Origin of the sequence: Nocardiopsis sp. ATB16-24 (assembly GCF_030271535.1) — a bacterium.
GTDB lineage: Bacteria > Actinomycetota > Actinomycetes > Streptosporangiales > Streptosporangiaceae > Nocardiopsis.
Genome location: NZ_JASCXJ010000001.1, coordinates 50,481 through 63,130 on the forward strand (window position 1 = coordinate 50,481; position 12,650 = coordinate 63,130).

A 12,650-nucleotide genomic window follows, 5' to 3' on the forward strand; every position below is an offset into this window, starting at 1 on the left:
TCCTCTGAGCAGCTTCAGAACTCTACGGTAGATTGGATTAATCCAAGTTGGTGGATTTCCACAGTATCTTGGATAATTCCAATACGTATGTAACTTCAGGTGGTTTCATGGCCCAGACCAACATCCGGCGACATCGCTTCGGTAAGAAGCTGGCCGAACTCCGCAAGCAGGCAGGATTCACACAGGCACAAGTGAGTGATGAACTGGAGACCCTTCAAGGATCCTTCGCGCGTTACGAACGCGGCGAGCGCGTACCCAAGCGTGTGGTCCTGCACCAGCTCTTCGATCTGTACGGAGTGGGCCCCGACGAACGGGAGGAGGTCATGACACTCTTCCGGCTGGCAGAGCAACCCAGCTGGTGGCACCCCTACCGTGACCTCCTCCGCCCTGAGTACGCCGCCCTGTTGGATCTGGAAGTCGACGCATCAGAGATTCGGACGTACCAGGTCATCGTCCCCGGCCTTTTCCAAACACCTGACTATGCCCGACAGATCCTGCTCTACGGCCCTCAGGAGATCGATGACGAAGAAGTGGAACGTCGCCTGGAACTACGTATGGCCCGCCGTCAGATTCTCAGCCGTGAGAACAGCCCTCGGCTGCTGACCCTGATGGACGAGGGAGCACTACGTCGCGTCGTCGGCGACGAACACGTCATGCGTGAGCAGATCCAGCACCTTCTCTATACGTCGGCTCAGGCACAGATCTCGATACAAATCGTGCCGTTCGACGCTGGGGCCCATCCGGCCGCTGTCGGAGGCCTGACCCTTCTGGACTGCGACGACCGGCGGGTGGTCTACCTGGACACCACGGTGGGCGAATTGTTTCTGGACAAATCCGCAGAGGTCACCACTGCCGCCCGGGTCTTCGAGAGCCTGCTGGGCTTCGCACTCAGTGTGAAAGAATCCCGTGAGCTGATGGAGAAGTACGTTGAGGGGTACACGTGAGAATCAAGTCGAGCTTCAGCAGTCAGCAAGGGGAATGCGTTCAGGTGGAACAGGTCGGCGGCGAGTTCCATGTCACGGACAGCAAGCACCCCGAACGTCCCGCCCACGTCTACACCCGGGGCGAGTGGCGGTCCTTCCTCCAAGGCGTGCGCAACGGCGAGTTCGACTTCGACGTGTTCTCCGAGGAGGCCAGCCGGGCTTGAGGTCTACGGCGGCTGAGCGGTAGATGGGTGGGGTAGCCAGAGCGGCCACCCCACCCACAGTCATCTCACCGCGAGATACACGGCGAAGTTGTACCAGCGGAACACCTCGTCAACACGCGAGAACCCCGCCTTGACCAGTGCCTCCCGGTTCTCCGATACACGGTAGGGCACCAGCACGTTCTCCAGGGACTCGCGCTTCCTTGCGATCTCGGTCCTGGAATACCCGCTGCGCTCCTTGTGTGCGTGATAGAGGTCGATGTAGGTGCGGGTGAACTCCGGATCGTCCGCCAAGACCTTCTCTCCCAGCAACAGCGCCCCGCCCGGTTCGAGAGCGTCACAGATCTTCGCCAGTACCGCGTCCCGCTGGGGTGGTCGGACGAACTGGAGGGTAAAGAGCATGATCACCACTCTGGCGCCCGGCAGTCCCGGTAGGAGTTCGATCGGGTCCTCAAGGATGTCGACCTGGTGGTCGAGTCCAGAAGCGCGGATCTTGTCCCGGCAGCGGTCCCGCATCGCGGCGGAGGGCTCGACCCCCACGAACCTCACTCCGGCACCCGGATCCACCTCCCCCATGAGTTTCACGAGAGTGTTTCCGGTGGAACAACCGATGTCGTATACGGCACCCCCTTCACCGAGGAATCGCTTCCCCAGTTCGACGGACATGCGTTGGATCTCTCCGTAGAAGGGAACACTGCGGTCCAACATGTCATCGAAGACGTGCGCCACGTTCTCGTCGAAGACGAAATCCCCCATCGGGGCATCCGTCGCGAAGACCTCGTCACGCATCGGCGCTCCGCTCCATGACCAGGACGGCGAAGTAGGGAATCCGACTGGCCTTGTCGAAGATGACGGGATCCTCCTCACGGACGGAGGCCTCGGGGTGGGGCTCAAGCACCCTCCGCACGAGGAAACCCTGATCCAGAAACTCCTCGAAATAGCGGGAGAGGGTCCTGTGGTAGGTCCTGACTCCACGCATCTTGACTTCGCCGTTGCGGTCCTCACGGTCCTTCAGGCACTCTCCCTCGCGGAAGTAGTCGTCCACGACGTAGTGCCGGTACTCCCAACCGTGAGGACCGGGAAGTTTGTGCCACCCGCCCCGATCCTTCATCGGGTGAGGGATCGACAGCACCAGACGTCCGCCCGGTTTCAGGGCCCCGTGGAGAAGGCGGACGCTCTTCGGCAGGTCGGCGATGTGGTCGAGGACGTTGAGGCAGCAGATGGTGTCGTAGCGTCCCTCTGCCCCGCTGAGAGCCTCCAGTCCCTGCGGTAGAACCCGCACCAGATCACCGTGGTCACGCACATGTCGCCGTAGGAGTTCCCTCATCGCGGAGTCCGGCTCATAGGCCTCCACACAAGCACCGAGGGCGGCGAGACGGCTCGTGACCTGGCCGGCGCCCGCACCGACGTCGGCGATCAGCATGCCGGGCGCTGGTGCCGCCAGCTCGGGAACGAGAGGATCCAGCAGAACGGCGTTGAAGGAATGACTCTCGCGTTCCTCCGCGTACTGGGAGGCGATACCGCCCCACCCGGACGCCTCCTTCGTCCCACAGACCGAACACCCGGTACCGCCCTTCCCGAACTCCTCCCAGTGGGGATCATAGGTACGGGAGTCGATGAGCATACGATGACCCTTGGTCGCCACCGGTAGCCCCAGTAGCCATCTCAGGGCCTCGTTGGCCTGAGCCGCCGCCACAAGGGCGTTGAGAGGGCCGAAACTCGGAGCCTGCCAGTGGGGATTCAGTTCATGCGCGGTCGTCTCAGCCGTGGTTTCCCCTGATCGACGACCTTCTGTATCGGGCAGCCTCTCAGCCTCGGCGCGGATGCAGGAGAAACACGGTGTTTCCGGGGGCAGGAGCAGGGGGCCGACGCTTCCATGCCCCTCGATGTAACCCGAGGCACTGAAAGGGATCCCCACGACCTCACAGGCCCGGCTCGTCCACAGGTGTACGTCGGCGGGACGGTCGGCGGACAGCAGAACCAGATCAGCCTGTTCGGCCACCCGTACGGCCAGGTCAGCTGAGGAGAAGGACTCCGGTAGAGCGACCACATCCAAGTCCGCACGAAGCGCCCGAAGGCGTTCGGCGGCGACTTCGACCTTCAGTCGTCCGACATCGCTCTCGGTGAACAGCGTCTGCCGGGTGAGATTGGACAGTTCGACCTCGTCCCCGTCGGTCACCACCAACCTGCCCACACCAGCCGCTGTGAGGTGTGTGGCCAGGTGGGTTCCGATACCGCCCATACCGATCAGTCCCACGCTCACTTCGGACAGGTGTTTCTGCGCCCCGTCGTCAATCCCCATGAGCTGATAAAAGAGGCCGTGGCGGTCATACCGGCCACGGCCTTCGGGGGCGGGGACGAGCACACGGGCTTCCTCCAGGTCAGCGATCATCGCTATGGATTCGTCCCGTGTCCAGCCCGACAGCTCGGCCGCGGTCCCTACCAGTTGTTCGCGTTCGGTCGGTTGCGCGCACCGCCGCAGGAACGGCAGGAGGAACTCCGGAGGTTCCTCCAGCTGCCAGGCGACCGGTGGGAGTGTCCCTATCCGGAGGCCACCGTCACATTCACGAATCGAGAGGTAGGGGGGCAGCCACAGCTTCATCTATTTCCTCTGGTCTCCCGGGGGCAGGACCGTGCGGATGTGGACGTCGCGCAACTGCTTGTCCGAGACGGTGGAAGGCGCGCCCATCATCAGGTCCTGCGCGTTCTGGTTGAGCGGGAAGGCGATGGTTTCACGGATGTTGGGTTCGTCCGCGAGGAGCATGACGATCCGGTCGATACCGGGGGCGATACCGCCGTGCGGGGGCGCGCCGAACTTCAGGGCCTTGAGCATGCCGCCGAACTCGGCCTCCACGGCATCCTTGTCGTATCCGGCGATCTCGAAGGCCTTGTACATGATCTCGGGAGAGTGGTTACGAATGGCCCCTGAGGACAGCTCCACACCGTTGCAGACGATGTCGTACTGCCAGGCCAGGATGTCAAGGGGGTCCTGGTTCTGGAGCGCCTCCAGCCCGCCCTGAGGCATGGAGAACGGATTGTGGCTGAACTCGATCGTGCCCTCGTCCGAGCGCTCGAACATGGGAAAGTCCACGATCCAGCAGAAGCGGTAGACCTTCTCCTCGAAGTGGCCGGCGCGCTTCCCGGCCTCGACCCGCACCGGAGCCATGATGCGGTTGATCTCCGCCTCGTCCTCGCTGGCGCAGAAGAACAGACCGTAGCCGGGCCCCGCCCCGAGGGTGGTGAGCAGCTCGTCGCTGACCTCGGTGACGAACTTGGCGATGGGGCCGGTCAGTTCGTTGTTCTCACCCACCTTCAGCCAGGCGAGACCCTTGGCCCCGTTCTCGACTGCGAAGTCGCCGATGCCGTCGAAGAACTTGCGGGGCTGGTCCTGCACCTCGGGGACGGCCAGGGCGCGTACCTTCTTGCCCGCGAATGCGCGGAAGTCGGTCTTGTCGAAGAGCGCGGTGACGTCGAGCATCTTCATCGGCACGCGCAGGTCGGGCTTGTCGGTCCCGTACCACTCCAGGGCGTCTCGGTAGGCGATCCTCGGGTACGGGGAGGTGATCTCCCAGCCGTTGGAGAATTCCCGGAAGACGTCGGTCAGGACCTTCTCGATGACCTGGAAGACGTCCTCCTGTTCCACGAAGCTCATCTCGACATCGAGTTGGTAGAACTCGCCCGGCGAGCGGTCGGCGCGGCTGTCCTCGTCGCGGAAGCAGGGGGCGATCTGGAAGTACCGGTCGAACCCGGCGATCATCAGTAGCTGCTTGAACTGCTGAGGAGCCTGGGGCAGGGCGAAGAACTGGCCCGGGTGCAAGCGGGAGGGCACCAGGAAGTCGCGGGCGCCCTCGGGGCTGGAGCTGGTGAGGATGGGGGTCTGGAACTCGTTGAAGCCCAGATCCGTCATCTTCTGGCGGATGGAGGCCACCACCTGCGAGCGCAGCATGACGTTGCGGTGCATCCGCTCGCGGCGAAGGTCCAGGAAGCGGTAGGTGAGGCGCCGCTCCTCGGAGGTGTTGTCCTCGGGGAAGACGGTCAGCGGGAGTTCCTCGGTCGTGCCGAGGACCTCCAGTTCGCCGGCGTCGATCTCGATCTCACCGGTGGAGGTGTTGGCGTTGACGTTCTCGGCGCTGCGGGCGGCGACCTGGCCGGTGACCTGGATGACCGTCTCCTTGGGGAGGCGGCTGAGCTCCTCGAACACCGGGGACTCGGGGCGTGCCGTGAGCTGGGTGACGCCATAGTGGTCGCGCAGGTCGACGAAGAGCAGACCGCCGAGATCCCGGCGGTTGTGCACCCAGCCGGAGAGGCGCACCCGCTGTCCGACGTGCTCCCGGCGGAGCTGACCACACGTATGAGTCCTATAACGATGCATGAGTTACCAAGTCCACTAACTACACGGCTGAGGGAAGACGCCGGAGAGCCCTGGGCGGGACCGGCCGAAAGAACACCCCTTGAACACCTGGAATCCTACCGTCAACCGCCGTCAGCGCCGCCTTCCGTCTCCTTTGGGCCAGAACGACCGGCGAACCCCGGAGAGGGGCTCGCCAGTCCGGGGGCACTAGTTGGCGACGACGGTGGTGCTGCCCTTGACCTTGCGGACAGGGGTCATCGAGATGCGACGCATGAAGCTCTCCTTGGCTCAGGCGGGCCCGCCAGAACCAGCGGTAGTGGTCACGCTACGGCAGCGATCTGGAGTATTCCAAGACTCGGAAGGAAACCATCACCTGGGAGACAGAGTTCCGCCGGAACCGGCAGGTCAGCCGGCGATGTCACGCAGGTAGGGATTGGTGGCGCGCTCGCGTCCGACGGTGGTGGCCGGGCCGTGTCCGGGCAGGATCCGGGTCTGGTCGGGGCGGCTCAGCACGGCGTCGGCGAGGCTGCGCGACATGGCCTCGTGGTCGCCGCCGGGGAAGTCGGTGCGGCCGATGGACCCGGCGAAGACCAGGTCGCCCGCGAACATCACCGGCACCCCGTCCTTGGTGGTCACGGTGTACACCACCGATCCGGGCGTGTGGCCCGGGGTGTGCTCCACCGTGAGGTCCATTCCGGCCAGGGTGAGGACGTCGCCTCCGGAGACCTCCACGAGGTCGTCGGGCTCCGTGTACGGGCCCGGGCCCAAAAGTGCCGACAGCTGTGCGGCGAAGCCGGGATCGACGCCCCTGCCGGGCTCGGTCAGCAGGCCGCGGTCCTCGGGGTGCAGGTGGACGGGCACGCCGTGGCGCGCGCACACCTCCCCGGCCGACCACACGTGGTCGAAGTGGCCGTGGGTGAGCAGCACCGCGACGGGCCTCAACCCATGTTCGGAGAGCACCTTGTCGACCTGCTCCACGGCCTCCTGTCCCGGGTCGACGATGACGCAGTCACCGTCCGGGGCCGGTGCGAGCACGTAACAGTTCGCGGCGAGGGGCCCGGTGGGAAGTGCGGCGATGAGCACGGCGAGTGTCGTCCTGTCCTCGGTCGGGTGCGCGGTCATGGGGCCGCCGGTTCGTGATCCTCGACGGTGGGAACCCCCGAGTCCAGAGCCTATCGACGTGTGGAAGGGGTGGCGACCCGATCACCTCGGGGAGAAAGCGTTTGATCACCATTCGATCACCGCGCGCGCCCGGCCTCTTTGCCAAACCGCGTGGTAATGCCATATTGGTCACCGTCCTTGGCGTACACCGATGCCCCGACCTGCGCCTCCCTTGGGCGGGAGGGCGACCCGGGCCGACGCCCGAGGACACGCGGACGCCCTGGTCCGCGCAGACGTGAACCACGGCGCGGCACCTCCCGCCGAATCGTACGGATATCGTGCTGAGCACGGCGGTCCCCGTTACGACCGGCGAGGACACGACGCGACGACCCGAACCCGTCCCACGGCCGGGCTCATGACAGCAGGAGGACACGGTGACCACGGACCCTTGGGGCCGCGTAGACGATGACGGCACGGTCTACGTGCGCACGAGCGAAGGCGAACGGGTCGTTGGATCGTGGCAGGCGGGGGCGCCGGAGGAGGCCTTGGCGTTCTTCCGCCGCAAGTACGACTCCCTCGTCACCGAGGTGGAGCTGCTGGAGAAGCGGCTGAACAGCACCGACCTGTCGGCCTCCTCCGCGATGGCGAGCATCGACAAGCTGCGCGACTCGGTCCGCGAGGCGAACGCGGTCGGTGACCTGGACGCTCTGCTGAGGCGACTGGACGTGCTGGCCGACCGTGCCGAGCAGCGCAAGGTCGAGCAGAAGCAGGCCCAGGAGCAGGCGCGCGAGCAGGCCCGGGAGACCAAGGAGCGCATCGTCGCCGAGGCCGAGCGGGTCGCGGTGGAGACGACGCACTGGAAGTCCGGCGGTGAGCGGATGCTCCAGCTCATCGAGGAGTGGAAGAAGGCGCCCCGGGCCGACCGCCCCACCGAGCAGGCGCTGTGGAAGCGCATGTCCGCGGCGCGTAACTCCTTCTCCAAGCGGCGCAAGGCCTACTTCGCGAACCTGGACCAGGAGCGTGAGACGGTGCGTGCGGAGAAGGAGCGCATCGTGGAGGAGGCCGAGTCGCTGGCGCACTCCACCGACTGGGGCCCCACGGCACGCGCCTACCGTGATCTGATGCAGCAGTGGAAGAGGAGCGGTCGCGCCGACAGGGCCAGCGAGGAGAAGCTGTGGACGCGGTTCAAGGCGGCCCAGGACACCTTCTTCGACGCGCGTAACGCCACCTTCGCCGAACGCGACGCCGAGCTTCGGGTCAACGCCGAGGCCAAGGAGCGCATCCTGGCCGAGGCCAGGTCCGAGATCCCCTCCATCTCCGATCCACGTCGGGCACGCGCCCGGCTGCGCGACTTCCAGGAGGCCTGGGAGGAGGCCGGCGAGCTGCCCCGCGACGTGCGCGACCAGCTGGAGGGCGCCTTCCGGCAGATCGAGGACGGCGTGCGCAGGGCGGAGGAGGCCGAGTGGAAGCGCACCAGCCCCGAGGCCCGAGCGCGTGCCCAGGACACCGTCTCCCAGTTGGCGTCGGCGATCAGCGACCTGGAGACCAAGCTGGACAAGGCAAGGGAGAGCGGTGACACCCGCCGCGCCAAGGAGTACGAGGAGGCGCTGGAGGCCCGCCGCTCGTGGTTGGCCGAGGCGCAAAAGGCGCTCGACGAGCTGAGTTGAGCCTTCGGGCCGACCCAGGAACGGGCCGCGCCCCCGGGTGTTCGTCACCGGGGCCGCGGCCCGTTCACGTTCCCGCGACCCCTTCGGTCGGTCCCGGGGGCTTTCCGTTCCGAACGCACGCGGTCGGGGGCGGTCGATCGACCGTCCCCGACCGGATCGGGACGTGCTTCTCAGGCGCCGACGAAGGAGCGCAGCGCGGCGGCCCGCTCGGTGCTCTCCCAGGTGAACTCGGGCAGCTCACGACCGAAGTGGCCGTAGGCGGCCGTCTTGGAGTACACCGGGCGCAGCAGGTCCAGGTCCCGCACGATCGCGGCCGGACGCAGGTCGAAGACCTCCTTGACCGCTTTCTCGATCAGTTCGGGCGCGACCTTCTCGGTGCCGAAGGTCTCGATGAACACACCGACCGGGTGCGCCTTGCCGATGGCGTAGGCGACCTGGACCTCGACGCGCTCGGCGAGTTCGGCGGCCACGATGTTCTTGGCGACCCACCGGGTGGCGTAGGCGGCCGAACGGTCCACCTTCGAGGGGTCCTTGCCGGAGAAGGCCCCACCACCGTGACGAGCGTAACCGCCGTAGGTGTCCACGATGATCTTGCGTCCGGTCAGACCGGCGTCTCCCATGGGACCGCCGACCTCGAAACGGCCGGTCGGGTTGACCAGGAGGCGGTAGTCGTCGGCCTCCAGGCCGTAGGCGGACACCACCGGCTCGATGACGTGCTCACGGATGTCGGGAGCGAGCATCTCGTCGAGGTTGATGTCGGCCGAGTGCTGACTGGAGACCACGACGGTGTCCAGACGGGCCGGGACATGGCCGTCGTACTCGACGGTGACCTGGGTCTTGCCGTCCGGACGCAGGTAGGGGACCGTGCCGTTGCGGCGGACCGCGGACAGGCGCTCGGCCAGTGCGTGCGCCAGTTTGATCGGCAGCGGCATGAGCTCGGGGGTCTCGCGGTTGGCGTAGCCGAACATCAGACCCTGGTCACCGGCGCCCTGTCGGTTGAGGACGTCGTCCTCGTGGTCGACGCGCGCCTCGTAGGCGGTGTCGACGCCCTGGGCGATGTCCGGGGACTGGGCGTCGATGGAGACGTTGACCCCGCAGGAGTCACCGTCGAACCCCTTCGCCGAGGAGTCGTAGCCGATCTCGAGGATCTTGCCTCGTGCGATGGCGGGGATGTCGACGTAGGTCTGGGTGGTGACCTCACCCGCGATGTGGACCTGACCGGTGGTGATCAGCGTCTCTACCGCGACCCGGCTCAGCGGGTCCTGGGCGAGCATCGCGTCGAGGATCGCGTCACTGATCTGGTCGGCCATCTTGTCGGGATGGCCCTCGGTGACCGACTCGGAGGTGAAAAGGCGGCGGGACACGTTGCGTGACTCCTTGCAGCGGCTGCTGGCTGACGGTGTCGGCGCGGTCGGACCGGCCCCGGACTGCCTCCCGGGGCGGCCAATGCCGACCGACGTGGTTGGTTATCTGGTCCACTGTAACCGGACCGGTGGGAGCGGGCATCCCGTGGTCGACCGCACCGGCCACCGGGGACGCCCGTTGAAGTCTTGCGTACTCGACAGTAGGAATCCAGTCCTGTACACGCCCCGGATCGCCCGAGTCGTGCCCCGAGCGTGGTCGACGCGTCCCGAAGCCGCCCCGGTGGCGTGTCCGCTCACCGAAGGCGTCGGCCCACCAGGTCCCAGACCCGGTCGGCGAGGTCCTCCTTCGGTCCCATGGGCACGTCGACCGCCGTGCCGTCCGAGCCGAGGATGACCGCCTGGTTGTCCTCCGTGCCGAACGCACGTCCGCCGCCGACCTGGTTGACCACGAGCAGTTCGCAGCCCTTGCGTTCCAGCTTCGCGCGACCGTTGGCGATCACGTCGTCGGTCTCGGCGGCGAAGCCCACGATGGTCTGGACCGACCCCTCGGCGTCGCGGGAGGCGACCAGTCCGGCCAGGATGTCGGGGTTCTCCACGAGTTCGATGGGCGCGGGCGCCGCCCCGGACTTCTTGATCTTGGAGTCGATGCTGGTGGCGGGACGGAAGTCGGCGACGGCCGCGCTCATCACGATCACGTCGGCGTCGCGACGCTCGGCCTCCATGGCCTCGGCCATCTCCACGGCCGACCCCACCCGTACCACGCGTGCGCCCGCGGGATCGGGCAGGGAGACGTTGGCCGCGACCAAGGTCACGTCCGCGCCACGGGCGGCCGCGGTACGCGCCAGGGCGTAGCCCTGCCTTCCGGAGGAGTGGTTACCGAGGAAGCGGACCGGGTCGATGGCCTCCCGGGTGCCTCCCGCCGAGACCAGCACACGTCGCCCGGCCAGGTCGGGGGTCTGCGTGCCACGCCTCAGGATCAGGCGGGCGGCCTCGAACAGCTCCGAGGGCTCGGGCAGGCGACCGCGCCCGGTGTCGACTCCGGTCAGACGGCCCGTCGCCGGGTCGAGGACGATGGCGCCGCGTGAACGCAGCGTGGCCACGTTGGCCTGGGTGGCGGGGTGCTCCCACATCTCGGTGTGCATCGCGGGTGCGAACACCACCGGACAGCGGGCGGTGAGCAGGGTGTTGGTGAGCAGGTCGTCGGCCAGGCCCGCGGCGGCCTTGGCCAGGACGTTGGCGGTGGCGGGGGCCACGAACACCAGGTCCGCCTCCTGGCCCAGACGTACGTGCGGCACCTCGTGCACCGTGTCCCATACGCCGGTGGCCACGGGTTGACCGGACAGGGCGGACCAGGTGGGCTCGCCCACGAAGCGCAACGCCTCCTCCGTGGGCACGACCCGGACGCGGTGGCCGGACTCGGTCAGGCGGCGCAGGAGTTCGCAGGCCTTGTAGGCGGCGATGCCCCCGCTGACGCCGAGGATCACTCGTGGAACGTTGTGCGTGTCACTCACCGAGTCTCCCAGAGGGTGTTCCGGCCCGCGGGCCGGGGAGGAATCGTGCTCGACGCGAGGGACGGGCCGGCGCCGGCCCCGAGGGATCCTCACGCGTGAGATCGGCGGCCCGGTTCCGAGGGAACCGGGCCGCCGACCCGGGACGGACACCCGCGAGGAGGCGGGGTCCGGGCTCCCCGTCCCCCCGGCCGGGAGACCGGCGAAGGAACGGGGCGAGATCTCAGGAGCCCTCGTAGGGCTCGGCGGTGAGCAGGCCCGCCCTGATCTCGCGCAGGGCGATGGACAGGGACTTCTCCTGCACCTGGGTCTCCACCAGAGGGCCGACGTACTCCAGCAGGCCCTCGCCGAGCTGGGCGTAGTAGGCGTTGATCTGACGGGCCCTCTTGGAGGCCATGGTGACCAGGCTGTACTTGCTGTCGACCAACTCCAGCAGATCGTCGATCGGCGGGTTGGTGATGCCTTCGGCGACGGGCTCGGTACCAGCCACTTCGAATTACCCCCAGGGACGGCCGCGGAACGGGTGCCGCGGTGCGATGGTCAAGACTACTGGCGCCGCCGGGAGGTCCCCGACCGGGCGCGGCGGACGGCGCGGGCCCGGCGGCCCGGCCGATATCACACCTTGGGCGCGGTGATCAACGCTAGCAGCTTGTCGCACACTTCCCGTACGGCCGTGTTGACGAGCGTGATGTCGAACTCCTTCTCCGCGGCCAGTTCGATCCTGGCCGCCTCCAGTCGACGCTGGATGACCTCCTCGGACTCGGTACCGCGTCCGGTGAGGCGGCGCACCAGTTCCTCCCAGGAGGGAGGGGCCAGGAAGACGTGCAGGGAGTCGGGCATGGACTCGCGGACCTGACGGGCGCCCTGGAGTTCGATCTCCAGCAGGACGGGGACCCCGGCGGCCAGACGCTCCTCCACGGGACGGCGGGGGGTGCCGTAGCGGTTGCCCGCGAACCGGGCCCACTCCAGGAGCTGGCCCTGCTCGATGAGCCGATCGAACTCCTCGTCGGTGACGAAGTGGTACTGGACCCCCTCCTGCTCACCGGGGCGAGGCCTGCGAGTGGTGACCGATACCGAGAGCCACACATCGGGGTTCTGGCGGCGTAGGTGGGCGACCACCGTGCTCTTCCCCACACCCGACGGCCCCGAGAGGACGGTCAGCCGCTTCTGGGCGGGGCGGGAGTGGGATACGGGGTCGGGCATGTGTGTTCCAGGCGGTGCTCGGAGCCTGTCCGGCACGGGCTGGGCCGAGGCCCTCGCGTGGCACGCCGGGGAACCGGGTCCGGTCGGGGCGCGGCCGCCGTGCGGGCAGCTGATGTGCGGGATGTCCGCGTACGGTCGCGGAGGACCTCCTTTATACCACCGGGCCGCGGCGCGACGGACGTTCGTGACCTGGGGCCACTCGTCCGCCGACCGCGGCCCGACCGTGCTTCACCGGGACCTGCCGCCGTCGCGGCCCGCTCCACGCCGCGACTGTGGGGGACACGGCGGGCCGGTGCACCGCGTCCGGGTGCT

11 protein-coding genes are annotated in these 12,650 nt (G+C 67.4%); 3 read left to right on the top strand and 8 right to left on the bottom strand.

The window, feature by feature from the left end; genetic code table 11:
• Positions 1-107: 107 nt before the first annotated feature.
• Both PFX91_RS00215 and PFX91_RS00220 read left to right on the top strand, forming a co-directional pair.
• Entirely contained in the window at positions 108-944 is an 837-nt protein-coding gene (locus PFX91_RS00215; protein ID WP_285728511.1) for a helix-turn-helix domain-containing protein, read from the top strand.
• Positions 941-1,147 (top strand): DUF397 domain-containing protein, encoded by a 207-nt coding sequence (locus PFX91_RS00220; protein WP_285728513.1) that lies wholly within the window; start codon positions 941-943, stop codon positions 1,145-1,147. The genes PFX91_RS00215 and PFX91_RS00220 overlap by 4 nt, the downstream gene beginning before the upstream one ends.
• Positions 1,148-1,207: 60 nt before the next feature.
• On the opposite strand, the gene cmoA is transcribed toward PFX91_RS00220, so the two are convergent.
• The 4 genes from cmoA to PFX91_RS00240 form a co-directional block, all read right to left on the bottom strand.
• Complete coding sequence (cmoA, locus tag PFX91_RS00225; RefSeq protein WP_285728515.1) at positions 1,208-1,933, bottom strand: carboxy-S-adenosyl-L-methionine synthase CmoA; 726 nt, start codon at positions 1,931-1,933, stop codon at positions 1,208-1,210.
• Positions 1,926-3,746, bottom strand: a complete 1,821-nt coding sequence (locus PFX91_RS00230) for a ThiF family adenylyltransferase (RefSeq protein ID WP_285728517.1) — start codon at positions 3,744-3,746, stop codon at positions 1,926-1,928. The genes cmoA and PFX91_RS00230 overlap by 8 nt, the downstream gene beginning before the upstream one ends.
• Positions 3,747-5,516, bottom strand: coding sequence for an aspartate--tRNA ligase (gene aspS / locus PFX91_RS00235; protein ID WP_285728519.1), 1,770 nt, complete (start codon positions 5,514-5,516; stop codon positions 3,747-3,749).
• A 384-nt stretch (positions 5,517-5,900) separates the two neighbouring features.
• Complete coding sequence (locus PFX91_RS00240; RefSeq protein ID WP_285728944.1) at positions 5,901-6,578, bottom strand: MBL fold metallo-hydrolase; 678 nt, start codon at positions 6,576-6,578, stop codon at positions 5,901-5,903.
• Positions 6,579-7,030: 452 nt separating this feature from the next.
• Here PFX91_RS00240 and PFX91_RS00245 point away from each other — a divergent pair, with 452 nt between their 5' ends.
• Complete coding sequence (locus PFX91_RS00245; RefSeq protein WP_285728521.1) at positions 7,031-8,263, top strand: DUF349 domain-containing protein; 1,233 nt, start codon at positions 7,031-7,033, stop codon at positions 8,261-8,263.
• A gap of 170 nt (positions 8,264-8,433) precedes the next feature.
• On the opposite strand, the gene metK is transcribed toward PFX91_RS00245, so the two are convergent.
• From metK to gmk, 4 genes are all read right to left on the bottom strand, one after another.
• A complete protein-coding gene (metK, locus tag PFX91_RS00250; RefSeq protein WP_285728522.1) occupies positions 8,434-9,627 on the bottom strand; it encodes a methionine adenosyltransferase in 1,194 nt (397 codons plus the stop codon).
• A 293-nt stretch (positions 9,628-9,920) separates the two neighbouring features.
• A complete protein-coding gene (coaBC, locus tag PFX91_RS00255) occupies positions 9,921-11,138 on the bottom strand; it encodes a bifunctional phosphopantothenoylcysteine decarboxylase/phosphopantothenate--cysteine ligase CoaBC (RefSeq protein WP_502888218.1) in 1,218 nt (405 codons plus the stop codon).
• 220 nt (positions 11,139-11,358) lie between these two features.
• Positions 11,359-11,625: a DNA-directed RNA polymerase subunit omega gene (gene rpoZ / locus PFX91_RS00260; RefSeq protein ID WP_285728523.1), complete on the bottom strand. Its 267-nt coding sequence runs from the start codon at positions 11,623-11,625 to the stop codon at positions 11,359-11,361.
• A 125-nt stretch (positions 11,626-11,750) separates the two neighbouring features.
• Positions 11,751-12,338, bottom strand: a complete 588-nt coding sequence (gene gmk, locus PFX91_RS00265) for a guanylate kinase (RefSeq protein WP_285728525.1) — start codon at positions 12,336-12,338, stop codon at positions 11,751-11,753.
• Between the last annotated feature and the right edge of the window lie 312 nt (positions 12,339-12,650).

Excerpts from the sequence above, each read along its gene's own strand:
- PFX91_RS00230 (WP_285728517.1), bottom strand. The coding sequence starts at position 3,746 with ATGAAGCTGTGGCTGCCCCCCTACCTCTCGATTCGTGAATGTGACGGT.
- gmk (WP_285728525.1), bottom strand. The coding sequence starts at position 12,338 with ATGCCCGACCCCGTATCCCACTCCCGCCCCGCCCAGAAGCGGCTGACC.
- aspS (WP_285728519.1), bottom strand. The coding sequence starts at position 5,516 with ATGCATCGTTATAGGACTCATACGTGTGGTCAGCTCCGCCGGGAGCAC.
- PFX91_RS00215 (WP_285728511.1), top strand. The coding sequence starts at position 108 with ATGGCCCAGACCAACATCCGGCGACATCGCTTCGGTAAGAAGCTGGCC.
- cmoA (WP_285728515.1), bottom strand. The coding sequence starts at position 1,933 with ATGCGTGACGAGGTCTTCGCGACGGATGCCCCGATGGGGGATTTCGTC.